This is a genomic window from Chryseolinea sp. T2 (assembly GCF_037203685.1).
Classification (GTDB): Bacteria; Bacteroidota; Bacteroidia; order Cytophagales; family Cyclobacteriaceae; genus Chryseolinea.
Window position 1 is genome coordinate 524,460 of sequence record NZ_JBBCAU010000003.1, and the last position, 19,603, is coordinate 544,062.

The window sequence follows — 19,603 nt, forward strand, 5'->3', positions numbered from 1 at the left end:
CCGGTTTTGGCGTTTCACAGCGTTATTGGCGGCGTTGCCCGGCACTCTAAAATTCGTATCTTCACGCGCCCTAACCCAGCCCGCCCTTTGGAGACCAAGATCGCGATTATAGACATGGGTACGAATACTTTCCACCTGCTCATTGCAGAAGCGGATAGTCGCGGCTACCATATTACCTACAGAGAACGGCTGGCCGTGAAAATCGGCAAGGATGGGATCAACAACGGGGTGATTACTGATCAGGGCTTACACCGGGCCCTACTGGCCATGCAGAGTTTTAAAAACACTATCGATCAGCAAAAGGTTGGAAGGGTTTATGCATTTGGCACAAGCGCTCTTCGCAATGCAGCAAACGGTGAAGATGTCGTAAACCGCATTAAGGAGATTACTGGCATCGAAGCAACGATCATCAGTGGCGATCTGGAAGCTGAATACATTTGTATGGGTGCCCGTGCTGCCATGGATATCTCCGAAGTGTCGCTCATCATGGATATTGGAGGAGGCAGCGTTGAGTTCATCATCAGTGATAACGACCGTATCTATTGGAAGAAGAGTCTGGAGATTGGCGCCCAGCGTCTGCTGGAGCAATTTCACAAGAGCGATCCGATTACATTAGATGAAGTAGCCGCTCTTGACAAACACTTCGATGATACTCTTAATCCTCTCTTCGAAGCATTGACAAAATTCAACCCCCGAATTCTTATCGGGTCATCCGGAACGTTCGACACGCTGAGTGATATTTTCTGCATCACACATGACATTCATAAGGGACTCGAAGAAATAGAAACGCCATTATCTCTTGACGGCTTCTATGAGATCTACGAGGATCTGTTGCATAAGAACCGGGAGGAGCGGATGCAGATTCCAGGAATGATTGAAATGCGCGTGGATATGATCGTCGTAGCCTGTTGCCTGATCCGTTATGTACTATCGAAACACGCCTTTAACCGGATCCGGGTTTCGACCTATGCGCTTAAAGAAGGCGTACTGGCAACGCTGATTCGCGAAACATCGCCCAGGGGCACCGTTAGCGTATAACCTTTATAGGATGGTATTTGCCAGGGCCGTGAGATTCTTGGAGATCTTAATCTGACGCTTCTCGAGCTCCGCATTGTTAACATCAAACCTGAGGGTGTTGTTATCAGTTACCACGAAACTCAACCCGGCTCCTTTGCGAAAAAGTCCTTCGCGCTCGCATATGATCATCACGGGGCGACCTTCCGTTGCTTTCAGGACCTCATCAAGGGTATTACTTTTATTATCGGCAATATAAATCACACTTGCTTTTTGGAGCACTGAGATGTCGTCGGACTGAGTCACTTTCAGCGTGTGGCCATTCACGTTCTTACCGTTTTGCTTTAGTAATTCATCGTAGGCTTTGGACTTTCCATAGCTCGCGATTTCGAGTTCGCCCTGCAGCTGAGGAAATTCAGAATATTTGGCAATGTTCACAACAAACAAAGCATATACCTGGTAGTTGGTGGTCTGAGCAATGCTCCTGGATGAATTGACAACCAACGCAATAATCAAAAATATAAATACGAGGGGGCGCATGGATTCTATTTTTTGAAATCGAGTTGATAAGAGAGTTTCACAACATATTCACGGCTGCGGCCAGGAATCGGAGCATAGCCACCGTTGTAAGCTTCCGGGATACCCGGACGCTGATTCGCGATATCATAAGCACCGGCTCCAACGCTCAAGCCCGGGAGCACATTCGTGTAGTGCAGGAATGCATTTACCAATAGATAAGGCTGCATCTCTCCTATTACCGGCTCACCATTTTCATCAATAGACTGATACGCAAAGCGTCTGCTTGCATACACCAATGACGGATTAAAGCTAAGCTGCTTCAATAGCTGGAAGTTTGTATTTAGTGTGACCTTGTTCTTGGCAAAACCAACGTACTGACTTTGTCCGGGAACTTCATATGTGGTTACTGTATTCTTACCAGCTGTACTGTAAGAATAAGTCACCGTCCCGTACCACCATTTTCCTCGAACATTGTAAATAGCCTCGAAGCCCTTGCTGCCGCTTCGCGCATAGTTTTCATACCACTCATTAAACGACTCCCCCTCTCCTTCCGATCCATATATGAGCACGTCTCTCGTAGTGATTACGAATGCATTCACAGCAAACAGCATCTGAGGTGTGAACTGATATCCTACCTCGAATTCGAAGACATCCGACTTTTCGGGCTTGACCGAACCATTCAGTGCTATGTTGATATTTTGTATTGAAGGGGCACGAAAGGCCTGACTGTACAATATTTTGAAATGAAGATTCTCAATCTTTTTCGTCACAGCGATACGAGGCACAAAAGCTGCCCCGTAGCGATTGTTCTTTTCATACCGAAACCCAACGGTGGCGTTGGCCAACCGGTGCTTAAACAGTCCTTCGCCGTAAAAGGCAAAGTTGCTCAATCGGAGAGATTGCTCTCCATTAAACAAATCACCATTCAACAGATCTTTGCCCTGGTCCTGAAAATAGATGGCACCAGCAGTTACACTGGCCTTCCTTGAGATTGCGTAACGAGTTTCTACCTGACTGAGGAAACGGGTAGCGCGTACTTTGAATTGTGTCTCTCCAGTTTCCCGGTCGCCATAGCTCCATGGTAACTGATTGTAGTATTTTATCTGAGGTACGATGGTGAGTTTTTTGTTTACCTGCCAATCATAATGCAGGTCAGCATAAAAGCCCTTGTTAGAGACAGACGTGATCGGATCCGAAGTCTCATAGCGATCGTACATCCCGCGGAATGAAAGTCCTTTGTACCTGATTCCCGCATTGATATTAGTAGGGTCGGAGCTGGTTACTTTCGATAAGTCCTGCACTTCCCCGTTTTGAAACAGGTCCTGGTATTTTCCATCACTAACGATACCCTTACCCGCAAAGACTGAGAAATCCCACGACAAATCCTGTCCTTTTTGTCCCACCATGACGCCGGCGTTCGTGCGTCCAGTAGCCTGAGCGTGGAAACCACCTGTGGCGTAAACAGCGACACCGTTCAGACTTTCTGCTGCCTGAGTTACAATGTTTATTACTCCGTACTCTGCCGATCCGCCATAGGTTGCCGAGCCCGGTCCGCGTATGATTTCTATTCTTGAGATAGCGTCGATAGGAAAGCGGTTTCCAAGCGCCACTGTTTGATACAGAAGCTCATTCATCGGGTGGCCGTCGAGCATTACAAGGACTTTACCTTCGTTCGCCCAGCTGCCTCGCAATCCGATACCGGTAACAAACTGCAGATCCTGCAACACATCAAAACCAGGTACGAGTCTCAACAAATCTCCAAGGTCACGTGCGCCGCTGTTTCTGATCTCCTCGCTGGATATCACACTAACGATACCTGGCGTCTCGCGTGTGGTAAGTCCGTTCTTTGACGATACGGCTACACGTTGGTTAAGTATTTTCTGGAGATCACTCTCCGCTGTAAATGCGTTGAGGTTCATCAGTGAATCCAGGTCCTGCGCACCCGTACGAAGGCACAGGATTGTGCAGGCTGCAACCAGAAAGACTCGGTTATAGAAAGTCATTATATGGAGATTTGTAGAATCTTCTATTTGGGGAAACGGGCAACAAATAGCGCCTTGTTAAAAAAAATCATTCTAGACCGCAAAAAAGGAGAGGCGGCTTTCATTTCGAAATTACTATAAATACACGCACGTCATTTTCCTTCTGGCGACCCTAATGGCAAATAGCCAGTTAATTCCGTGCATGATATTGGAACAGGTCGGATGACCTTAAGGGAAGGCGCTGTGATCTCTGGACGCTCCCCATACTCTATGAACCCATAGATATGTTGCTCTGATTAGCTTATAAAACCAAACATTGACGACCGGGCATAACTCCTATATTTGCCGAATGACAGATCCTGTATACTCTTATCAGTCGCTACACCAATTTGCTCATTCAATTTTCACACGCATTGGATGCAGTACAGAAGAAGCTACCCTTGCGACGGATGTCCTGTTGCGGGCCGACCTTCGCGGTATAGATTCGCATGGCATTGCCAGGTTATCCGGGTATGTGCGGCTGTGGGAAAAGGGTCGCGTTAATTGCGCCCCCAGGATCAGCGTTGTGCATGAAACTCCCAGTACGGCAGTGGTTGATGGAGATAAGGGCCTCGGACTTGTGGTGGCGCCCAAAGCAATGGAGATAGCTATTAGTAAGGCGCGGTTGGTAGGTACAGGCTGGGTTAGTGTTAAGAATTCGAATCACTTCGGAATTGCCGGGTATCATGCCATGATGGCTTTGCCGCACGACATGATTGGCATCGCCATGACAAACGCGAGCCCATTGGTTGCTCCCACTTTTTCAATCGAACGCCTTTTAGGGACCAATCCCATCGCCGTAGCCATCCCTGCAAATGAACAGCCTCCTTTCGTGGCAGACTTTGCCACAACGACTGCAGCGAACGGCAAACTTGAAATCCTTCAGCGAAAAAATCAATTAGCACCGTTGGGTTGGGTTCAGACCAGCTCCGGAGAACCTACAACCAACCCGAACGAAACGAGACAGGGGGGCGCTCTTATACCACTTGGAAGCGACCGGGAACACGGAAGTCACAAGGGCTTCTGTCTTGGCGCATGGGTGGACATCTTTTCAGCGGTATTATCAGGCGCCAACTACGGGCCGTGGGTCCCGCCGTTCGTTGCCTTCCTCGAACCTCCAAATGATCCAGTTGGCGAAGGCATTGGCCACTTCTTTGGAGCCATGCGCGTCGATGCGTTTAGGCCAGCCGTTGAGTTCAAGAATCATATGGACAACTGGATCCGTCGCTTTCGTTCAGCAGCAACTGTCGATGGACAGGACAGCGTGATTATTCCTGGTGATCCTGAAAGGACCTTGCATGCACAGCGTGTGGAGGAGGGAATACCTTTAAATCAGAAAGTCGTCGACGACCTGGAAGATCTTGGCAAGCGGCTGCAGATACCTTTCAGTCAGGCATGATAGTTCGATCCAGTGTAAATCCGGATATAAATATGAATGCCAGCGGTAAAATTTCTAAAACCCGGCAGTGATGCCAGCGCGAAGAACTAATGGGGTGCTGTAGGGTGAATTGTCCTGGTAGCTGAAGTTATACAGCGCAAGCAGAAAAAGTCCAGCTCTGCGTCCGACGGGTTGAAAGATTCCACCGCCGGCCATAATACTGTTAAATCCCGTCCGAATGAGTTCGCCGTTTCTGTTATAGGTCTGGTAGTTTAGATATTCGTATTCGCCGTGCAGGAAGAAAGGTCCATAGACCTGAAAACGTACAAATGGACTGATACCAAAGTCGTTCGTAGTGATGTCAGGAGCATTGGTGTATTTGTACTTGGTGTAGCGGTAAATAAACTGAACGCCTGTTGCCAGCTTCGGCGTTACAGCAACACCAACCAGAGGAGACACAGAAATGAAGTCGTTATAACTGTTAAACGCCGCTCCAATACCGCCACCAGTAAAAACGCGATCACGGAACTTCGGCTTGTCTATCATCTCTTCTTCCCCCCACTGCGCAAATGCCATTGATGCGCATGCGCAGAGCATTGATACCAGGACGAACTTCTTCATGACAATATTTATTCTGTTTCCTCTACGATGAAAATATCTTCTGACTCCTTCTTCATCAGGTACTTTTCACGGGCAAACTTCTCGAGTGATGCGCGGTCACCAAAAAGCTCATCGTGGTCCTTCTTCACTTCCTGGATCTTCTCTACGTAGTACTCCTGCTCATCTTCAAGACGGCCGAGCTTAGAGCTCAATTCATGGCGAGTGAAAACGTTATTCGAATCAAGTGCAATCATCCAGAAGACAAACAAGAACGTTGTCAAAAAGTAAAAGTTCTTAAACAGTTTGGGGATTCTCTTAAGCATACGTTAAAAAAGTACCACAAGATAATCAAAATTATTCTATTGCCTGAAAGCCCGTTCACCAGGAACATGCAACAAGGACCCTTGCAAGAGGCCCGCGGCTCTTACTTAAATGGATCACCAGCCCGGCAATTGTCTTTTAAAGGCCGACTCGTTCCAGCCATGAAAAGCATTCGGCGCTCCTACCTAACTGACACGTTTTCACGACCCAAAGTTTAAAGCGATCATAGATAAAACGAAAAAAGCCATCGCATATGTTGCGATGGCTTCTCTATTTTCAGTTTGACGATCAGCAATTACATCTTCTTGCCCGGGAAATAAGCGATCTCTCCCAGCTCTTCCTCGATGCGGATGAGTTGATTGTACTTCGCCATTCTATCGGAACGGGATGCAGAACCGGTCTTGATCTGGCCTGTGTTCAAAGCCACTGCAAGGTCAGCAATCGTGCTGTCTTCAGTCTCGCCTGAGCGGTGAGACATTACACTCTTGTAGCCGTTGCGTTTTGCAAGGTTCACAGCGTCAATTGTTTCGGTCAGGGAACCGATCTGATTTACCTTGATGAGGATCGCGTTTGCAATGCCATCGTCGATACCCTTCTGAAGGCGTTTTACATTGGTCACAAACAGGTCATCACCAACGAGCTGAACCTTGTCGCCGATGCTGTCTGTGAGAGCCTTCCAGCCAGCCCAGTCATCTTCGGCCATACCATCTTCAAGAGAGATGATAGGATATTTCTTTGCCCAGTTCGTCCAGTACTCCGCCATCTCTGCAGGCTTCAATTTCTTGCCTGATGATTTCTTGAAGTGATAAACCTTCGCCTTGGGATCGTAGAATTCAGATGCCGCAGGATCGAGTGCAATGAACATGTCTGATCCTGGCTTGAAGCCTGCCTTCTCGATTGCCTTCAATACGACTTCGATAGCTTCCTCGTTCGAAGAGAGGTTTGGAGCAAATCCACCTTCGTCGCCAACGTTAGTTGACAATCCTTTATCGTGCAATACTTTCTTTAGTGTATGAAATACTTCAGCACCCATACGGAGAGCTTCAGAGAACGAAGCTGCACCTACGGGCATTACCATGAATTCCTGAAAATCAATAGCATTGTCTGCGTGGCTACCACCATTAAGAATGTTCATCATTGGCACTGGCAAAGTATTAGCGCTTACACCGCCGATGTAACGATACAGTGGCATGCCAGCTTCCATTGCACCAGCCTTAGCAATTGCCAATGATGTTCCGAGGATAGCATTAGCTCCCAACTTTGCTTTGTTAGGTGTACCATCCAAATCGATCATGATCTTGTCGAGAAGGTTCTGTTCAAACACATCGAATCCAACAACTTCAGCCGAGATCTTTGTATTGACATTTTCTACGGCCTTTAACACACCCTTGCCAAGAAACTTCTTCTTGTCACCGTCGCGTAATTCAACCGCTTCGTGCGTTCCGGTTGATGCACCAGAAGGAACTGCAGCACGTCCAAAAGCACCTGACTCAGTGACCACATCTACTTCGATGGTCGGATTGCCGCGGCTGTCAAGGATCTGACGTGCGTGAATGCTCTCAATTAAACTCATACAGAAAAATTGGTTATGGATTGATGATTGGTTAAGTCTTTATGCTGTGGCGTGTTCAGTGACAGGGGCCTTGATCATAGCAATGAACTGATCGAAAAGGTAGCGCGAATCGTGAGGACCGGGAGATGCTTCCGGGTGATACTGCACACAGAACGCCTTCTTGTTCTTAAGTCTGAAGCCCATGATCGTTCCGTCGTTCAGATGCACGTGAGTCACCTCGACTTCGGGGTTCTTTTCAATATCTTTTTCGCTTACAGAGAAGCCATGGTTCTGAGACGTCATTTCTCCCTTACCTGTAATGATGTTCTTAACCGGGTGATTTAACCCGCGATGACCATGGTGCATCTTGTATGTTGAGATACCTGATGCCAATGCCATGACCTGATGTCCGAGGCATATACCAAATACTGCCTTGTCGGTATCAAGCGTTTTCTTAACGGTCTCAATCGCATAGTCCATCACTGACGGATCGCCAGGGCCATTGGAGATGAAGTAGCCGTCGGGCTTCCATGCGGCCAATTCCTCGAAAGGTGTTTTGGCAGGGAATACTTTGCAGTAACATCCTCTCGCAGCGAGGTTGTCGAGTATGCTTTTCTTGATACCAAGATCGAGTACAGCTACCCGTACCGTTGCATTCGGGTCGCCAGCATAATAGATCTCTTTCGTCGTCACTACCGAAGACAATTCGAGTCCGTTCATGGACGGAACCGTTTTGATTCGCTCACGAAGTTCCTCCGGAGAAAGTTCAGAAGAAATGATTGCATTCATTGCTCCCTTGCTTCTGATGTAACGAACCAGCATACGCGTGTCGACATCTGAGATGCCAACTACGTTGTGACGCTCAAGATATTTCTGCAGGCTTTCAGTGGCCGATTTACGGCTGTACTCCTGCGCAAATTCATTCACGACAAGTCCTGCAATTTTTGGTGCTTCTGACTCCTGTTCGAGATCGAAGCCACCATAGTTACCAATGTGCGCTGTCGTATTTACAACGATCTGTCCATAGTATGAAGGATCAGTATAAATCTCCTGATATCCCGTCATACCTGTGTTGAAACAGATCTCACCACCTGAGGTACCGATTTTACCAATGGCCTTTCCCTCCACCAGGAGGCCATCTTCAAGAAGTAGGTAAGCTTTTTTCTGCATAGCGTGTACAAAAGTAAGATATTATAAATCTAGTCCTAGATAATAGTCCTGAGTCCTGAGTCCTTAGTCCTGAGTGGGTTTTTAGTACTTAGAGAGACCTTAGAAGATGTAGGGTACATGGGCGCAACTATGGACTCAGAGTACTGGTAACCAAACTAAGGACTCAGGACTAAATACTTAGGGCTAAAAAAAAGGGATTGAACAAAAGTCCAATCCCTCTTTATATGTGATGCTGTTAGTCACTTATTCTTTGTCCTTCGCTTTTTTAGTAGCGGTCTTCTTGGGAGCTGCGGCTTTTTTAGGCTTCTTCTCCTCTGCTGCTGGCTTGGCTTCTGCCGATGCATCTGCTACAACTTCTGCATCGGATACACCATCAGCCTTCTTGCCACCACGGCGGCTTCTTCTTGTCTTCGCTTTCTTCGCTGCGCCATCCTTAGTGTAAAGCGTGTTGAAGTCTACGAGTTCGATGAGGCACATTTCGGCGTTATCACCCTGGCGAACGTCTCCCATCTTAATGATGCGTGTGTATCCACCTGGTCTGTCAGCAATCTTCGAAGCCACTTCACCGAACAATGTCTTCACTGACTCTTTGTTCTGGAGGTACGAGAACACTGTTCTTCTTGAATGCGTAGTATCATCCTTTGCCTTAGTGAGCAGAGGCTCAACATACTTTCTCAGGGCCTTTGCCTTGGCAACGGTCGTCGTGATTCTCTTGTTGAGGATCAGCGAAGAGGCCATGTTCGAAAGCAGTGCGTGCCTGTGCGACGACGTCCTGCTCAAGTGATTAACTTTCTTACCGTGTCTCATTTCCTTAGTCTTCTTCGAGTTTATACTTGGAGAGATCCATACCGAAAGTAAGGTTCTTCTCCGCTACGAGTTGCTCAAGCTCGGCCAGAGACTTCTTTCCGAAGTTTCTGAACTTCATCATATCAGAAATCTCAAGCTGGACGAGGTCTCCGAGAGACTTCACGTCTGCTGCCTTGAGGCAGTTGTAAGCACGTACTGAAAGATCGAGGTCGTGAAGAGGCGTCTTCAACAGCTTGCGCATATGAAGCATTTCTTCGTCCACCTGCTCAACTTCAGCATCTTTTCCAGTCTCAAGTTCCATCGACTTGTCAGAGAACAGGGCGAAGTGCTTGATCAGGATGTGTGCCGCGCCTTCAAGCGCCTTCTCAGGATGGATTGAACCATCCGTCTCAATATCCACCACGAGCTTTTCGTAGTCAGTCTTTTGTTCAACGCGGGTGTTTTCAACGCTGTACTTCACGTTCTTAATTGGCGTGAAGATGGCATCGATCGGAATGAATCCGAATACCTGTTCCGTTGGTTTGTTTTCTTCTGCAGGGAGATAGCCTCTTCCTCTTTCGATCGTCAACTCAATTTCGAACTGAGCAGATTCGTCGATGTTACAGATCACGTGATCCGGATTGAGGATCTCGAAAGCAGATGAGAACTTGGTGATGTCACCAGCTTTGAACTGCTTCTGCTTGCGTATGTTAACGGTAACTTTGCTATCGAATGAATCAGCTACCTTCTTGAACCTCACCATTTTCAGGTTGAGGATAATTTCTGCCACATCTTCAACAACACCCTCGATCGTAGAGAATTCGTGCAATACACCTGGAATCTTGATGCCCGTGATGGCATACCCTTCCAATGATGAAAGCAGAATCCGTCTCAGGGCGTTACCAATCGTTACGCCATATCCCTTTTCCAGCGGTTTGAATGTAAAAAGCCCATGGAAGTCATCGGCCTTTTCCATCGCTACCTTCTCTGGCATTTGAAATGCTAATATTGACATAGTGATGTTGTTAACTGTTAAAGTTAAAATTACTTCGAGTACAATTCAACGATGAGCTGCTCATTGATATTCTCAGGAATATCAGTACGCGGCGGAAGGTTGATCAATTTACCCGACATTTCTCCATCGTTCCACTCCAGCCAGTTATACTTCTTGGCACCCTGGATCGAAAGGCTGTTGGTGATTACTTCGAGAGACTTTGAACGCTCGCGAACTTCCACTACATCTCCAGGACGCAGGCTGAAAGAACCAATATTAACAACATCGCCATTAACCAAAATGTGCTTATGCAAAACCAGCTGACGCGCTGCGCGTCTTGTCGGTGCGATACCCAGGCGGTATACAGTGTTGTCGAGTCTTGACTCGAGCAACTGAAGCAACACCTCACCTGTTACACCCTTCTTGCGGGAAGCTTTCTCGAATACCTTAGCAAACTGGCGCTCGAGAAGTCCGTAGATGTACTTGGCCTTTTGCTTTTCCGCAAGCTGCGTTGCGTATTCAGACTGCTTGCGCTTTTTTCCACGACCGTGCTGTCCAGGAGCATAGCTCTTCTTCTGAAGTGCTTTGTTCTCGCCTAGAATCGGCTCATTGAAACGTCTTGAAATTCTAACTTTAGGGCCTGTGTATCTTGCCATGATAACCTTGTGTTATTCTTGCTTACTTTCTTAAACTCTTCTTTTCTTAGGAGGACGGCAACCATTGTGGGGCAGCGGAGTAACGTCGCGAATTGCTGTTATCTCAATGCCTGAACCCTGAATAGTACGGATCGCAGACTCACGTCCGGCGCCCGGGCCTTTTACAAAAACCTCCACTTTACGAAGTCCCTGTTCAAATGCCTTTGAAGCACAGTCCTGGGCAGCTACCTGAGCAGCGTATGGGGTATTCTTCTTGGATCCTTTGAATCCCATCTTACCCGCAGACGCCCAGGAGATAACCTGGCCAGTCGTGTTAGTCATCGAAATGATGATGTTGTTGAACGTAGCACGTATGTGCGCATGGCCAACAGCCTCAACGTTTACGGTGCGCTTCTTTGCCTTGTCTTTTCTCTTTTCAGTAGTCGCCATTGTGAAAAGTTTATCTATTAACCTTTAGTTGCCTTCTTCTTGTTCGCTACAGTCTTACGCTTACCCTTACGAGTACGCGCGTTGTTTTTCGTCGTCTGACCGCGAACCGGCAGACCCTTACGATGACGAAGTCCACGATAACATCCGATGTCCATGAGACGCTTGATGCTCAACTGAATCTCAGATTTCAGTGAGCCTTCGATCCGGAACTTCTCTGCGATGATCGCACGAATGGCATTCGACTCTTCGTCGTTCCATTCTTTTACCTTCTTATCGAGGTTTACGTTCGCATCCGACAAAATTTTCTGCGCTGACCTGCGGCCAATGCCAAAAATGTAAGTAAGGCTGATTTCGCCTCGCTTGTTATCCGGAATGTCTACACCAGCTATACGTGCCATAGTATTTTAACCTTGTCTTTGTTTATACCTAGGATTCTTCTTGTTAATAACATACAGTTTGCCCTTGCGACGAATGATCTTGCAATCGGCACTGCGCTTTTTGATGGATGCTTTAACTTTCATCGTTTTAAGTGTTATCTGCACCAACTTGTTAGGGTCAATGCAATCGCCTTATCATTTCTGCGAGGCTGACCACTTTCGTATCAACCCAGCTTTGTTATTCCTCTTACTTGTACCTGAATACAATCCGACCTTTTGTCAAATCGTATGGAGACATTTCAAGTCTCACTCTGTCGCCCGGCAGGATTCGGATGTAGTGCATCCTCATCTTTCCGGAAATGTGAGCCAGAACTTCGTGCCCGTTTTCAAGCTGAACGCGGAACATGGCGTTCGACAATGCTTCCGAGATCGTACCGTCCTGTTCTATTGACTTTTGCTTCGCCACTTATATGGATAATTTTCTTCTATATACTTATGCGTCGTCAATATCTCCGTCACCTCTTCCTTTACAGCCACCGTATGCTCAAAATGGGCCGACGGCTTTCTATCTGATGTTCTGATCGTCCATCCGTCACGCTCCTGGACCACATTTCTGGTCCCGCGGTTGATCATCGGTTCAATCGCGAACACCATCCCCGCGACGATCTTCACTCCCTTCCCGCGTTTACCGTAGTTCGGAACCTCGGGCTCTTCATGAAGCTTCTTTCCCACACCGTGTCCCACCAACTCGCGAACTACGCCGTAACCAAAGTCTTCGACGTAACTCTGAATCGCATGACTTACATCGCCGATCCGGTTTCCCGCTTTCGCCTGGGCAATGCCCAGATATAGCGAATCATACGTCCGGCTCAGCAACTGGAGGGTCTCAGCATCCACCTTCTCTAACGGGTAAGTGTAGGCCGAGTCACTATGAAATCCCTTGTAGTACACACCACAATCAACTGAAATGATGTCGGTATCCTTAAGTACATAATCACCAGGGAAACCGTGAACCACCACCTCGTTAACCGAGATACAAAGTGCCGCCGGAAAACCATTATAGTTCTTGAACGACGGTATCGCTCCATTATCTCTGATGTACTCCTCTGCAAGTTTGTCCAGATCCTTCGTCTTGACACCAGGCTTTACTAACCTGGCAATCTCCCCGTGAGCTTTACCCAAAATCTGGGCTCCCTCTTTAATGATCTGAATCTCCTCCTCAGTCTTTAAGTGCACCATTCAGCATCAGGCTGCAGCAAATTGAGAACGTCCTTTTACTCTGCCAGACTTCATCATTCCTTCATAGTGTCTCATCAGCAGATAGCTCTCAATCTGTTGCAGGGTATCGAGTACCACACCAACGAGGATCAACAGAGACGTACCACCGAAAAACTGTGCGAAGTTTTGGCCCACACCTGCCTTCACTGCAAATGCAGGAAGTATCGCTATAGCGGCCAGGAACAATGCACCAGGCAAAGTAATTCTTGAAAGAACTGTATCTATAAACTCAGCGGTCTGCTTGCCTGGCTTCACACCAGGAACAAATCCACCGTTTCTCTTCAGGTTATCAGCAATGTCGTTTGAGTTGATCGTGATCGCCGTGTAGAAGAACGTGAAGATCAAAATCATTGAAGCAAACAACAGACTGTACTGCCATGAGTAAGGATCAGAGAACGTTGAGCTGATATAGGCACCAACATCACTGTCTCTGAACATACCCGAAATCAGTGTCGGGAAGAACATCAATGCCTGGGCAAAGATGATTGGCATTACACCGGCAGAGTTCAACTTCAAAGGAATGAAGTCGCGCTTTCCGCCATAAAGTTTGTTACCAATAACCTGCTTGGCATACTGAATTGGAATACGACGCGTAGCCTGTGTGAGTGCAATTACAGCAACCACGATTCCGAACAGAACAAACAATTCAACGATGAAGAAGATTGCGTTGCCCGGGAACTTGGCATCAATCTCCGATAGCAGAGCCAGCGGAAGACGCGACACGATACCAATCATGATCAGCATAGAGATACCGTTACCGATGCCTTTATCAGTGATACGCTCGCCAAGCCACATACAGAACATCGTGCCGGCGATCAGAATGAATACGCTGGTGATGTAAAAGAACGGGCTAGGGTTCGCGATCACTGCAGGATCAACAGCACCTTTGAGGTAGCTGTATCCCTGGAAGATCGTTATGAAAATTGTAAGTACACGAGTGTACTGATTAAGTCTCTTTCTGCCAGAGTCGCCCTCCTTCTGTAATTTCTGGAAGTACGGCACTGCAAAGGAAAGGAGCTGCACGATGATCGATGCCGAGATATACGGCATGATACCCAATGCAAATATTGAAGCATTGTTGAATGCACCTCCGAGGAAGTTGTTCAGATATCCGAGAATACCAGTCGAGTTACGGGAAGGATCCAGGAGATTAGGATTAATACCTGGAAGCACCACATATGACCCAAGGCGGAAGATCACCAGAAAACCAATGGTGTTCAGGATCCTTACCCGGAGGTCTTCGATCGAAAAGATATTCCTTATGGTCTGAAAGAATCGTTTCATTATTTCACGGTTGTGGCTGTGCCCCCTGATTTTTCAATCGCCTGTGTTGCTGATGCCGAGAAGGCATGCGCTTCAACAGAAACCTTTGACTTCAGTTCGCCTCTGCCAAGTACCTTTACCTTGTCATTCTTTCCAACGATACCGTTGTCCACGAGCACCTGGATGCTGAGTGCACCGCCCTTAGTCTTTTCAGCCAGGCTTTCGAGCACGTCAAGGTTAACTGCCTTGAAATATACCTTATTGTTGTTCTTGAAACCGAACTTGGGAACACGACGCTGCAATGGCATCTGACCACCTTCGAAGCCAGCCTTTGCAGAGTTACCAGAGCGCGACTGCGCACCCTTGTGACCACGACCAGCTGTGCTTCCGCCAGAACCCTGACCACGGCCAAGGCGCTTGTTCGTTTTTACAGAACCTTCCGCAGGTTTAAGTGTGTGGAGTTTCATCTTATATCTCTTTTACGGAAATCAAATGATTCACTTTTGCAATCATACCGGCGATCTGGGGCGTGAGCTCCACTTCAACGGTTCTATTGAGCTTACCAAGTCCCAACGCCTTGATCGTACGGATCTGCGTTTCAGGTCTCTTGATGGTGCTTCTCGTTTGTGTGATCTGTACCTTACCCATGAGCCTTAGCCGTTAAATACTTTAGACAATGATACGCCGCGGTTCTTAGCGATGGTAAATGCATCGCGCATTCCAGTCAAAGCCTTGAAAGTTGCCTTAACCACGTTGTGCGGGTTAGAAGATCCTTTCGACTTCGCCAACACGTTGTGTACGCCGGCGCTCTCCAGCACTGCGCGCATTGCACCACCTGCGATAACACCTGTACCAGGCGAAGCAGGCTTAAGCAATACCAGTCCACCACCGAATTTTCCAATCGACTCGTGAGGAACAGTACCTTTAATGATAGGAACCTTTACAAGGTGCTTCTTAGCATCGTCGATACCTTTGGTTATAGCGTCGGTTACTTCATTAGCCTTTCCAAGACCGTACCCAACAACGCCGTTACCGTCTCCTACGACCACGATCGCAGCGAAGCTGAAACGACGACCACCTTTCACCACCTTAGCAACACGCTCGATGGCTACTACGCGCTCTTTCAGATCGATCTCACTTGCTTTTACTGTGCTGATAGTGCTTACTGACATACTTTCAGTTTCTTAGAATTTTAGTCCACCTTCCCGGGCACCTTCAGCCAGGGCTTTGATATTTCCATGATACAGGTATCCGTTGCGATCGAAGACAATAGTCTCAACGCCTGATGCCTTTGCCTTTTCGGCAATCTTCTTACCGACGTTCTTAGATGTTTCCTGGTTAAGCTTCTTCAGGCCCAACTCTGCAGTTGAAGCTGAAGCGATTGTTGTGCCTTTAAGGTCGTCGATTACCTGTACATAGAGGCCCGTATTCGAACGGAAAACCGACAAGCGCGGACGATCCGTGGTACCGCTTATTTTCTTACGGACACCTTTCTTAATCCGCTCTCTTCTTTCGATGTTCTTACCTGCCATAGATCAATGCTTTATTCTATGATGTATTCCGCTTTCGCGTCTATTTCCTTTATCCGTTATTCTTACTTAGCAGCAGCCTTACCAGCTTTTCTGCGTACATACTCACCAGTGAAGCGAATACCCTTGCCCTTGTAAGGCTCAACCTTACGGAGCGACTTCAATTTCGCTGCTACCTGACCGATCAATTGCTTGTCAATTCCCTCAAGAATGATGGTAGGGTTCTGACCTTTCTCCTGCATCGCCTGAACTTTAATTTCAGAGGGGATTGCAAGAAAAACGTTGTGTGAATAACCTAAGCTAAGTTCGAGAACATTTGACTGAGCAGATGCCTTATAACCAACACCTACAAGTTCCAACTGGTGGCGGTATCCTTTAGATACACCTTCAACCATGTTAGCTATCAAAGCGCGGTACAAACCATGCATTGACTTGTGATGCTTCTGGTCTGAAGGACGCTCAACGGTCACTGTAACATCCTCATGTTTGATAACAAACTCAGGATCGATCTGCTGATGCAGTTCGCCTTTAGGACCCTTTACAGAAACAGAGCTCTTCTCTTTAGAAAAGCTGAATGTTACGCCCTTGGGCAATGTGATGGGTTGTTTACCTATACGTGACATGGCTCCTGAATTAATATACGTAGCACAATACTTCTCCACCCACGTTCATTGAACGGGCTTCCTTGTCAGTGATAACACCCTTCGAAGTCGACAGGATTGCAACACCGAGGCCGTTCATAACGCGCGGCATCGTGTCAGTTCCTGTATACTTACGCAAACCAGGTGTACTGATTCTTTCCAGCGATGTGATCGCTGATTCCTTCGTCTCGGGATTGTACTTGAGCGCGATCTTGATAACGCCCTGGTAGTTTACGCCATCCTCAAATTTGTAATTCAGGATGAACCCTTTATCGAAGAGCACCTTTGTTATCTCCTTCTTGAGGTTGGATGCGGGGATTTCTACCACTCTGTGGTTCGCCTTTATGGCATTCCGCAACCGGGTTAAATAGTCTGCAATAGGATCAGTCATCGCTTTATTATCCTTATTCTTATATAATAAATAAGCCCGCGTTTAAAAACCGGGCTGCAAAGATATCGAACAATTTCAATTATCCAAACTGTTATCTGGTTTCGCCCCTCGCAAAATGCGGGGTTTGACCTTGACACTCAGCAACCAATATGTATGTTAAATTACCAGCTTGACTTCGTCACCCCTGGTATCTTTCCGGCTGACGCCATCTCACGAAATACGTTACGGCAAACTCCAAATTTACCCATATATCCTTTGGGGCGACCCGTCAGCTTGCAACGGTTCTTCAATCTTACAGGAGATGCGTTGCGAGGCAGTTTGTCAAGTGCCGCATAGTCGCCAGCTTCCTTAAGGGCTTTACGCTTAGCCGCGTTGTTTGCAACCAGTTTCTCGCGCTTAGTCTGCCTAGCTATTACTGATAATTTAGCCATTGCTTAGTTGTTATTCTTGTTTTGGAAAGGCATTCCGAATGCTTTCAAAAGCTCGAAGCTTTCCTCATCCGTCTGAGCCGTTGTTACAAAAGTAATATCCATACCGCTGATCTTCGTAACCTTATCGATCGAAATCTCAGGGAAAATGATCTGTTCTTTTACGCCCAGGGTATAGTTACCACGGCCGTCGAAACCTTTAGATGACACGCCACGGAAGTCACGAACGCGAGGTAATGCAATGTTCATGAGTCTGTCCATGAATTCATACATTTTGTCGCCGCGAAGAGTCACGCGAACACCAATAGGTTGATTCTCACGAAGTTTGAAGTTCGAGATAGCCTTCTTTGACTTTGTCGATACAGCTTTTTGTCCAGAGATCGTAGTGATCTCCTCCAAAGCTACATCGATGAGCTTCTTGTCAGAAACGGCCACGCCCATACCCTTGTTGATACAGATCTTCTCGATCTTGGGAACCTGCATGATTGACTTGTATGAGAACTTCTGCTTCAGGGCAGGAACGATCTCACCAACGTACTTTTCCTTTAATCTTGGAGTTGCCATTATTTGATAAATTCTCCGGTTTTCTTTGAAAATCTCTGAAGCTTGCCTTTGCTGTTCACCTTGCGTCCAACGCGAGTCGGTTTGCCAGAAGCGGGATCCACCACCATCAGGTTGCTGATGTGCACTGGGCCCTCGATCTTCTTGATACCACCTTCAGGCTTACCTGCAGACGGCTTAGTGTGCTTGGTGATCATGTTGATACCCTCAACAATGGCACGGTTCTTCTCAGGGAAGATTTCGAGCACTTTGCCCGTTCTTACTCTTTCCTTTGTGCTCTTATCGTCGCCGGCAATCACCTGTACAGTATCGCCCTTCTTGATATGCAGCTTCAACTTCTTGGTTGCTTTCTTTTCCATGGCTTAAATAACTTCTGGTGCCAATGAAACAATCTTCATGAACTGCTTCTCTCTGAGCTCGCGGGCAACGGGACCGAAAATACGGGTTCCGCGTGGCTCGTCCTGAGCGTTCAACAATACAGCAGCATTATCCTCAAAACGGATATAAGATCCGTCCTTTCTTCTTACTTCCTTGGTCGTGCGCACCACCACAGCCTTCGATACGGTTCCTTTCTTAACCTGGCTGCTAGGCATGGCAGACTTAACAGTCACGACGATCTTGTCTCCAACTGAAGCATAGCGTCTTTTGGTTCCACCAAGCACGTGCATACAGAGCACTTCTTTGGCTCCGCTGTTATCGGCGACGGTCAGTCTTGATTCTGTGGTTATCATGATTACTTAGCTTTTTCAACTATTTCAACTAATCTCCAACGCTTGTCCTTGCTCAAAGGACGTGTTTCCATGATACGAACCAGGTCACCGATACCGGCTGAGTTGGTTTCATCATGCGCCTTGAACTTAGTGGTCTTATTCACAAACTTACCATAGATAGGATGTTTAACCTTACGGTCAACGGCAACAGTGATGGTCTTCTGCATTTTGTTGCTTAGCACTTTGCCAACCCTTTCTTTACGATCGTTCCTTTCCATGGGACTTATTTTTGCAATTCTTTAGCTCTCTGTTCAGTTTTCAGGCGCGCGATCAACTTGCGGCTCTCGCGAAGTTTCATCGGGTTCTCGATAGCAGTTACCTGGTGAGCAAACTGCATCTTACGGAGGGCTTCCTTTTCAACATTTACCTTGTCGTTAAGTTCCGCAAGGCTCAATGCTTTGATATCCGAGTTTTTCATACCTTTCATCTGGTCGTTCTTAGTATCCAGTTGATCGACTCCTTCAGTCCGAACCAATCACCGGATGGTGCTTTATTTTTCTACGTAGTCGCGTTTGATCGTGAACTTCGTCTTCATCGGAAGCTTACCTTCGGCGAGTTTCATCGCTTCTTTCGCAGTAGCAATGTTAACGCCTCCAGCTTCGAAAAGGATAGTTCCTGGCTTGATAACGGCTACCCAGTATTCCGGAGCACCTTTACCTTTACCCATACGAACCTCTGCAGGCTTGCGTGTTACAGGCTTATCAGGGAAGATGCGGATCCAAACCTGACCTTCGCGCTTCATTGCGCGAGTAACCGCAATACGTGCTGCTTCAAGCTGGCGTGCTGTGATCCAGCCACCTTCAAGAGCCTTCAATCCAAAGGATCCAAATGCAATGGTATGCCCACGAGTGGCCATTCCCTTTACACGGCCCTTTTGCATCTTTCTGAATTTCGTTCGCTTCGGCTGTAGCATATTAATCTATTT

Annotated in this window: 30 protein-coding genes; 2 read left to right on the forward strand and 28 right to left on the reverse strand. The window is 47.3% G+C overall.

What is annotated here, in order from left to right; genetic code table 11:
* Positions 1 to 87: 87 nt before the first annotated feature.
* Entirely contained in the window at positions 88 to 1,038 is a 951-nt protein-coding gene (locus tag WBG78_RS12015; protein ID WP_337326672.1) for a Ppx/GppA phosphatase family protein, read from the forward strand.
* A 3-nt stretch (positions 1,039 to 1,041) separates the two neighbouring features.
* On the opposite strand, the gene WBG78_RS12020 is transcribed toward WBG78_RS12015, so the two are convergent.
* Positions 1,042 to 1,554: a YfiR family protein gene (locus tag WBG78_RS12020; protein WP_337326673.1), complete on the reverse strand. Its 513-nt coding sequence runs from the start codon at positions 1,552 to 1,554 to the stop codon at positions 1,042 to 1,044.
* Positions 1,555 to 1,559: 5 nt separating this feature from the next.
* The gene (locus WBG78_RS12025) at positions 1,560 to 3,536 is read right to left on the reverse strand and encodes a TonB-dependent receptor plug domain-containing protein (protein ID WP_337326674.1); all 1,977 of its coding nucleotides are present in this window, start codon (positions 3,534 to 3,536) and stop codon (positions 1,560 to 1,562) included.
* A gap of 328 nt (positions 3,537 to 3,864) precedes the next feature.
* Between WBG78_RS12025 and WBG78_RS12030 the strand changes: the two genes are divergently transcribed.
* Positions 3,865 to 4,953 carry an Ldh family oxidoreductase gene (locus WBG78_RS12030; protein ID WP_337326675.1) on the forward strand — a complete coding sequence of 363 codons (1,089 nt, stop codon included), beginning with the start codon at positions 3,865 to 3,867 and terminating at the stop codon, positions 4,951 to 4,953.
* A gap of 54 nt (positions 4,954 to 5,007) precedes the next feature.
* Here WBG78_RS12030 and WBG78_RS12035 read toward each other — a convergent pair whose 3' ends face one another.
* The 26 genes from WBG78_RS12035 to rplP all read right to left on the reverse strand — a co-directional run bounded on the left by WBG78_RS12035 (position 5,008) and on the right by rplP (position 19,591).
* Positions 5,008 to 5,553 carry a hypothetical protein gene (locus WBG78_RS12035; protein WP_337326676.1) on the reverse strand — a complete coding sequence of 182 codons (546 nt, stop codon included), beginning with the start codon at positions 5,551 to 5,553 and terminating at the stop codon, positions 5,008 to 5,010.
* Positions 5,554 to 5,561: 8 nt separating this feature from the next.
* The gene (locus WBG78_RS12040) at positions 5,562 to 5,855 is read right to left on the reverse strand and encodes an FtsB family cell division protein (protein ID WP_337326677.1); all 294 of its coding nucleotides are present in this window, start codon (positions 5,853 to 5,855) and stop codon (positions 5,562 to 5,564) included.
* Positions 5,856 to 6,148: 293 nt separating this feature from the next.
* Positions 6,149 to 7,426: a phosphopyruvate hydratase gene (gene eno / locus WBG78_RS12045; protein ID WP_337326678.1), complete on the reverse strand. Its 1,278-nt coding sequence runs from the start codon at positions 7,424 to 7,426 to the stop codon at positions 6,149 to 6,151.
* A 39-nt stretch (positions 7,427 to 7,465) separates the two neighbouring features.
* Positions 7,466 to 8,575: a glutamine-hydrolyzing carbamoyl-phosphate synthase small subunit gene (carA, locus tag WBG78_RS12050; RefSeq protein ID WP_337326679.1), complete on the reverse strand. Its 1,110-nt coding sequence runs from the start codon at positions 8,573 to 8,575 to the stop codon at positions 7,466 to 7,468.
* Positions 8,576 to 8,818: 243 nt separating this feature from the next.
* Positions 8,819 to 9,382: a 50S ribosomal protein L17 gene (rplQ, locus tag WBG78_RS12055; RefSeq protein ID WP_337326680.1), complete on the reverse strand. Its 564-nt coding sequence runs from the start codon at positions 9,380 to 9,382 to the stop codon at positions 8,819 to 8,821.
* Positions 9,383 to 9,386: 4 nt separating this feature from the next.
* Positions 9,387 to 10,376 (reverse strand): DNA-directed RNA polymerase subunit alpha, encoded by a 990-nt coding sequence (locus WBG78_RS12060; protein ID WP_337326681.1) that lies wholly within the window; start codon positions 10,374 to 10,376, stop codon positions 9,387 to 9,389.
* Between the two features lie 29 nt (positions 10,377 to 10,405).
* Positions 10,406 to 11,011, reverse strand: coding sequence for a 30S ribosomal protein S4 (gene rpsD / locus WBG78_RS12065; RefSeq protein WP_337326682.1), 606 nt, complete (start codon positions 11,009 to 11,011; stop codon positions 10,406 to 10,408).
* Positions 11,012 to 11,041: 30 nt separating this feature from the next.
* Positions 11,042 to 11,440: a 30S ribosomal protein S11 gene (rpsK, locus tag WBG78_RS12070; RefSeq protein WP_337326683.1), complete on the reverse strand. Its 399-nt coding sequence runs from the start codon at positions 11,438 to 11,440 to the stop codon at positions 11,042 to 11,044.
* A gap of 17 nt (positions 11,441 to 11,457) precedes the next feature.
* Positions 11,458 to 11,838 carry a 30S ribosomal protein S13 gene (gene rpsM / locus WBG78_RS12075; protein ID WP_337326684.1) on the reverse strand — a complete coding sequence of 127 codons (381 nt, stop codon included), beginning with the start codon at positions 11,836 to 11,838 and terminating at the stop codon, positions 11,458 to 11,460.
* A gap of 6 nt (positions 11,839 to 11,844) precedes the next feature.
* Positions 11,845 to 11,961: a type B 50S ribosomal protein L36 gene (ykgO, locus tag WBG78_RS12080; protein ID WP_079690082.1), complete on the reverse strand. Its 117-nt coding sequence runs from the start codon at positions 11,959 to 11,961 to the stop codon at positions 11,845 to 11,847.
* Between the two features lie 103 nt (positions 11,962 to 12,064).
* Positions 12,065 to 12,283 carry a translation initiation factor IF-1 gene (gene infA / locus WBG78_RS12085; protein WP_073141607.1) on the reverse strand — a complete coding sequence of 73 codons (219 nt, stop codon included), beginning with the start codon at positions 12,281 to 12,283 and terminating at the stop codon, positions 12,065 to 12,067.
* On the reverse strand, positions 12,262 to 13,056 hold the full coding sequence (gene map / locus WBG78_RS12090) for a type I methionyl aminopeptidase (RefSeq protein WP_337326685.1): 795 nt from the start codon (positions 13,054 to 13,056) through the stop codon (positions 12,262 to 12,264). The genes infA and map overlap by 22 nt, the downstream gene beginning before the upstream one ends.
* A 6-nt stretch (positions 13,057 to 13,062) precedes the next feature.
* A complete protein-coding gene (secY, locus tag WBG78_RS12095; RefSeq protein ID WP_337326686.1) occupies positions 13,063 to 14,379 on the reverse strand; it encodes a preprotein translocase subunit SecY in 1,317 nt (438 codons plus the stop codon).
* Entirely contained in the window at positions 14,379 to 14,825 is a 447-nt protein-coding gene (rplO, locus tag WBG78_RS12100; protein ID WP_337326687.1) for a 50S ribosomal protein L15, read from the reverse strand. Before rplO ends, secY begins: the two co-directional genes overlap by 1 nt.
* A 1-nt stretch (position 14,826) precedes the next feature.
* Positions 14,827 to 15,006, reverse strand: coding sequence for a 50S ribosomal protein L30 (gene rpmD / locus WBG78_RS12105; protein WP_337326688.1), 180 nt, complete (start codon positions 15,004 to 15,006; stop codon positions 14,827 to 14,829).
* 5 nt (positions 15,007 to 15,011) lie between these two features.
* Positions 15,012 to 15,530, reverse strand: coding sequence for a 30S ribosomal protein S5 (gene rpsE, locus WBG78_RS12110; protein WP_025538643.1), 519 nt, complete (start codon positions 15,528 to 15,530; stop codon positions 15,012 to 15,014).
* Positions 15,531 to 15,542: 12 nt separating this feature from the next.
* Positions 15,543 to 15,890, reverse strand: coding sequence for a 50S ribosomal protein L18 (gene rplR, locus WBG78_RS12115; protein WP_337326689.1), 348 nt, complete (start codon positions 15,888 to 15,890; stop codon positions 15,543 to 15,545).
* Between the two features lie 62 nt (positions 15,891 to 15,952).
* Positions 15,953 to 16,510 carry a 50S ribosomal protein L6 gene (rplF, locus tag WBG78_RS12120; protein WP_337326690.1) on the reverse strand — a complete coding sequence of 186 codons (558 nt, stop codon included), beginning with the start codon at positions 16,508 to 16,510 and terminating at the stop codon, positions 15,953 to 15,955.
* A 10-nt stretch (positions 16,511 to 16,520) separates the two neighbouring features.
* Positions 16,521 to 16,919, reverse strand: coding sequence for a 30S ribosomal protein S8 (gene rpsH / locus WBG78_RS12125; RefSeq protein WP_337326691.1), 399 nt, complete (start codon positions 16,917 to 16,919; stop codon positions 16,521 to 16,523).
* Positions 16,920 to 17,080: 161 nt separating this feature from the next.
* Complete coding sequence (gene rpsN / locus WBG78_RS12130; protein ID WP_337326692.1) at positions 17,081 to 17,350, reverse strand: 30S ribosomal protein S14; 270 nt, start codon at positions 17,348 to 17,350, stop codon at positions 17,081 to 17,083.
* Positions 17,351 to 17,353: 3 nt separating this feature from the next.
* Entirely contained in the window at positions 17,354 to 17,911 is a 558-nt protein-coding gene (rplE, locus tag WBG78_RS12135) for a 50S ribosomal protein L5 (protein WP_337326693.1), read from the reverse strand.
* Positions 17,911 to 18,267 carry a 50S ribosomal protein L24 gene (gene rplX / locus WBG78_RS12140; RefSeq protein WP_337326694.1) on the reverse strand — a complete coding sequence of 119 codons (357 nt, stop codon included), beginning with the start codon at positions 18,265 to 18,267 and terminating at the stop codon, positions 17,911 to 17,913. Before rplX ends, rplE begins: the two co-directional genes overlap by 1 nt.
* A 3-nt stretch (positions 18,268 to 18,270) precedes the next feature.
* Positions 18,271 to 18,639 (reverse strand): 50S ribosomal protein L14, encoded by a 369-nt coding sequence (rplN, locus tag WBG78_RS12145; RefSeq protein WP_337326695.1) that lies wholly within the window; start codon positions 18,637 to 18,639, stop codon positions 18,271 to 18,273.
* Between the two features lie 2 nt (positions 18,640 to 18,641).
* The gene (rpsQ, locus tag WBG78_RS12150) at positions 18,642 to 18,896 is read right to left on the reverse strand and encodes a 30S ribosomal protein S17 (RefSeq protein WP_337326696.1); all 255 of its coding nucleotides are present in this window, start codon (positions 18,894 to 18,896) and stop codon (positions 18,642 to 18,644) included.
* 5 nt (positions 18,897 to 18,901) lie between these two features.
* Positions 18,902 to 19,096: a 50S ribosomal protein L29 gene (rpmC, locus tag WBG78_RS12155; protein ID WP_337326697.1), complete on the reverse strand. Its 195-nt coding sequence runs from the start codon at positions 19,094 to 19,096 to the stop codon at positions 18,902 to 18,904.
* Positions 19,097 to 19,168: 72 nt separating this feature from the next.
* Complete coding sequence (rplP, locus tag WBG78_RS12160; RefSeq protein ID WP_025538658.1) at positions 19,169 to 19,591, reverse strand: 50S ribosomal protein L16; 423 nt, start codon at positions 19,589 to 19,591, stop codon at positions 19,169 to 19,171.
* Positions 19,592 to 19,603 lie beyond the last annotated feature (12 nt).

What these genes read in the sequence shown, in the direction of transcription:
- rpsN (WP_337326692.1), bottom strand. Translation starts at nt 17,350, where the DNA reads ATGGCTAAATTATCAGTAATAGCTAGGCAGACTAAGCGCGAGAAACTG.
- rplE (WP_337326693.1), bottom strand. Translation starts at nt 17,911, where the DNA reads ATGGCAACTCCAAGATTAAAGGAAAAGTACGTTGGTGAGATCGTTCCT.
- rplN (WP_337326695.1), bottom strand. Translation starts at nt 18,639, where the DNA reads ATGATAACCACAGAATCAAGACTGACCGTCGCCGATAACAGCGGAGCC.
- rpsE (WP_025538643.1), bottom strand. Translation starts at nt 15,530, where the DNA reads ATGTCAGTAAGCACTATCAGCACAGTAAAAGCAAGTGAGATCGATCTG.
- WBG78_RS12035 (WP_337326676.1), bottom strand. Translation starts at nt 5,553, where the DNA reads ATGAAGAAGTTCGTCCTGGTATCAATGCTCTGCGCATGCGCATCAATG.
- secY (WP_337326686.1), bottom strand. Translation starts at nt 14,379, where the DNA reads ATGAAACGATTCTTTCAGACCATAAGGAATATCTTTTCGATCGAAGAC.
- WBG78_RS12025 (WP_337326674.1), bottom strand. Translation starts at nt 3,536, where the DNA reads ATGACTTTCTATAACCGAGTCTTTCTGGTTGCAGCCTGCACAATCCTG.
- rplQ (WP_337326680.1), bottom strand. Translation starts at nt 9,382, where the DNA reads ATGAGACACGGTAAGAAAGTTAATCACTTGAGCAGGACGTCGTCGCAC.
- rpmD (WP_337326688.1), bottom strand. Translation starts at nt 15,006, where the DNA reads ATGGGTAAGGTACAGATCACACAAACGAGAAGCACCATCAAGAGACCT.
- eno (WP_337326678.1), bottom strand. Translation starts at nt 7,426, where the DNA reads ATGAGTTTAATTGAGAGCATTCACGCACGTCAGATCCTTGACAGCCGC.
- rpsK (WP_337326683.1), bottom strand. Translation starts at nt 11,440, where the DNA reads ATGGCGACTACTGAAAAGAGAAAAGACAAGGCAAAGAAGCGCACCGTA.
- rpsQ (WP_337326696.1), bottom strand. Translation starts at nt 18,896, where the DNA reads ATGGAAAGGAACGATCGTAAAGAAAGGGTTGGCAAAGTGCTAAGCAAC.
- rplX (WP_337326694.1), bottom strand. Translation starts at nt 18,267, where the DNA reads ATGGAAAAGAAAGCAACCAAGAAGTTGAAGCTGCATATCAAGAAGGGC.
- rpsH (WP_337326691.1), bottom strand. Translation starts at nt 16,919, where the DNA reads ATGACTGATCCTATTGCAGACTATTTAACCCGGTTGCGGAATGCCATA.
- ykgO (WP_079690082.1), bottom strand. Translation starts at nt 11,961, where the DNA reads ATGAAAGTTAAAGCATCCATCAAAAAGCGCAGTGCCGATTGCAAGATC.
- WBG78_RS12040 (WP_337326677.1), bottom strand. Translation starts at nt 5,855, where the DNA reads ATGCTTAAGAGAATCCCCAAACTGTTTAAGAACTTTTACTTTTTGACA.
- rplF (WP_337326690.1), bottom strand. Translation starts at nt 16,510, where the DNA reads ATGTCACGTATAGGTAAACAACCCATCACATTGCCCAAGGGCGTAACA.
- rpmC (WP_337326697.1), bottom strand. Translation starts at nt 19,096, where the DNA reads ATGAAAAACTCGGATATCAAAGCATTGAGCCTTGCGGAACTTAACGAC.
- rpsM (WP_337326684.1), bottom strand. Translation starts at nt 11,838, where the DNA reads ATGGCACGTATAGCTGGTGTAGACATTCCGGATAACAAGCGAGGCGAA.
- carA (WP_337326679.1), bottom strand. Translation starts at nt 8,575, where the DNA reads ATGCAGAAAAAAGCTTACCTACTTCTTGAAGATGGCCTCCTGGTGGAG.
- WBG78_RS12060 (WP_337326681.1), bottom strand. Translation starts at nt 10,376, where the DNA reads ATGTCAATATTAGCATTTCAAATGCCAGAGAAGGTAGCGATGGAAAAG.
- WBG78_RS12020 (WP_337326673.1), bottom strand. Translation starts at nt 1,554, where the DNA reads ATGCGCCCCCTCGTATTTATATTTTTGATTATTGCGTTGGTTGTCAAT.
- rplP (WP_025538658.1), bottom strand. Translation starts at nt 19,591, where the DNA reads ATGCTACAGCCGAAGCGAACGAAATTCAGAAAGATGCAAAAGGGCCGT.
- WBG78_RS12030 (WP_337326675.1), top strand. Translation starts at nt 3,865, where the DNA reads ATGACAGATCCTGTATACTCTTATCAGTCGCTACACCAATTTGCTCAT.
- rpsD (WP_337326682.1), bottom strand. Translation starts at nt 11,011, where the DNA reads ATGGCAAGATACACAGGCCCTAAAGTTAGAATTTCAAGACGTTTCAAT.
- rplR (WP_337326689.1), bottom strand. Translation starts at nt 15,890, where the DNA reads ATGGCAGGTAAGAACATCGAAAGAAGAGAGCGGATTAAGAAAGGTGTC.
- rplO (WP_337326687.1), bottom strand. Translation starts at nt 14,825, where the DNA reads ATGAAACTCCACACACTTAAACCTGCGGAAGGTTCTGTAAAAACGAAC.
- map (WP_337326685.1), bottom strand. Translation starts at nt 13,056, where the DNA reads ATGGTGCACTTAAAGACTGAGGAGGAGATTCAGATCATTAAAGAGGGA.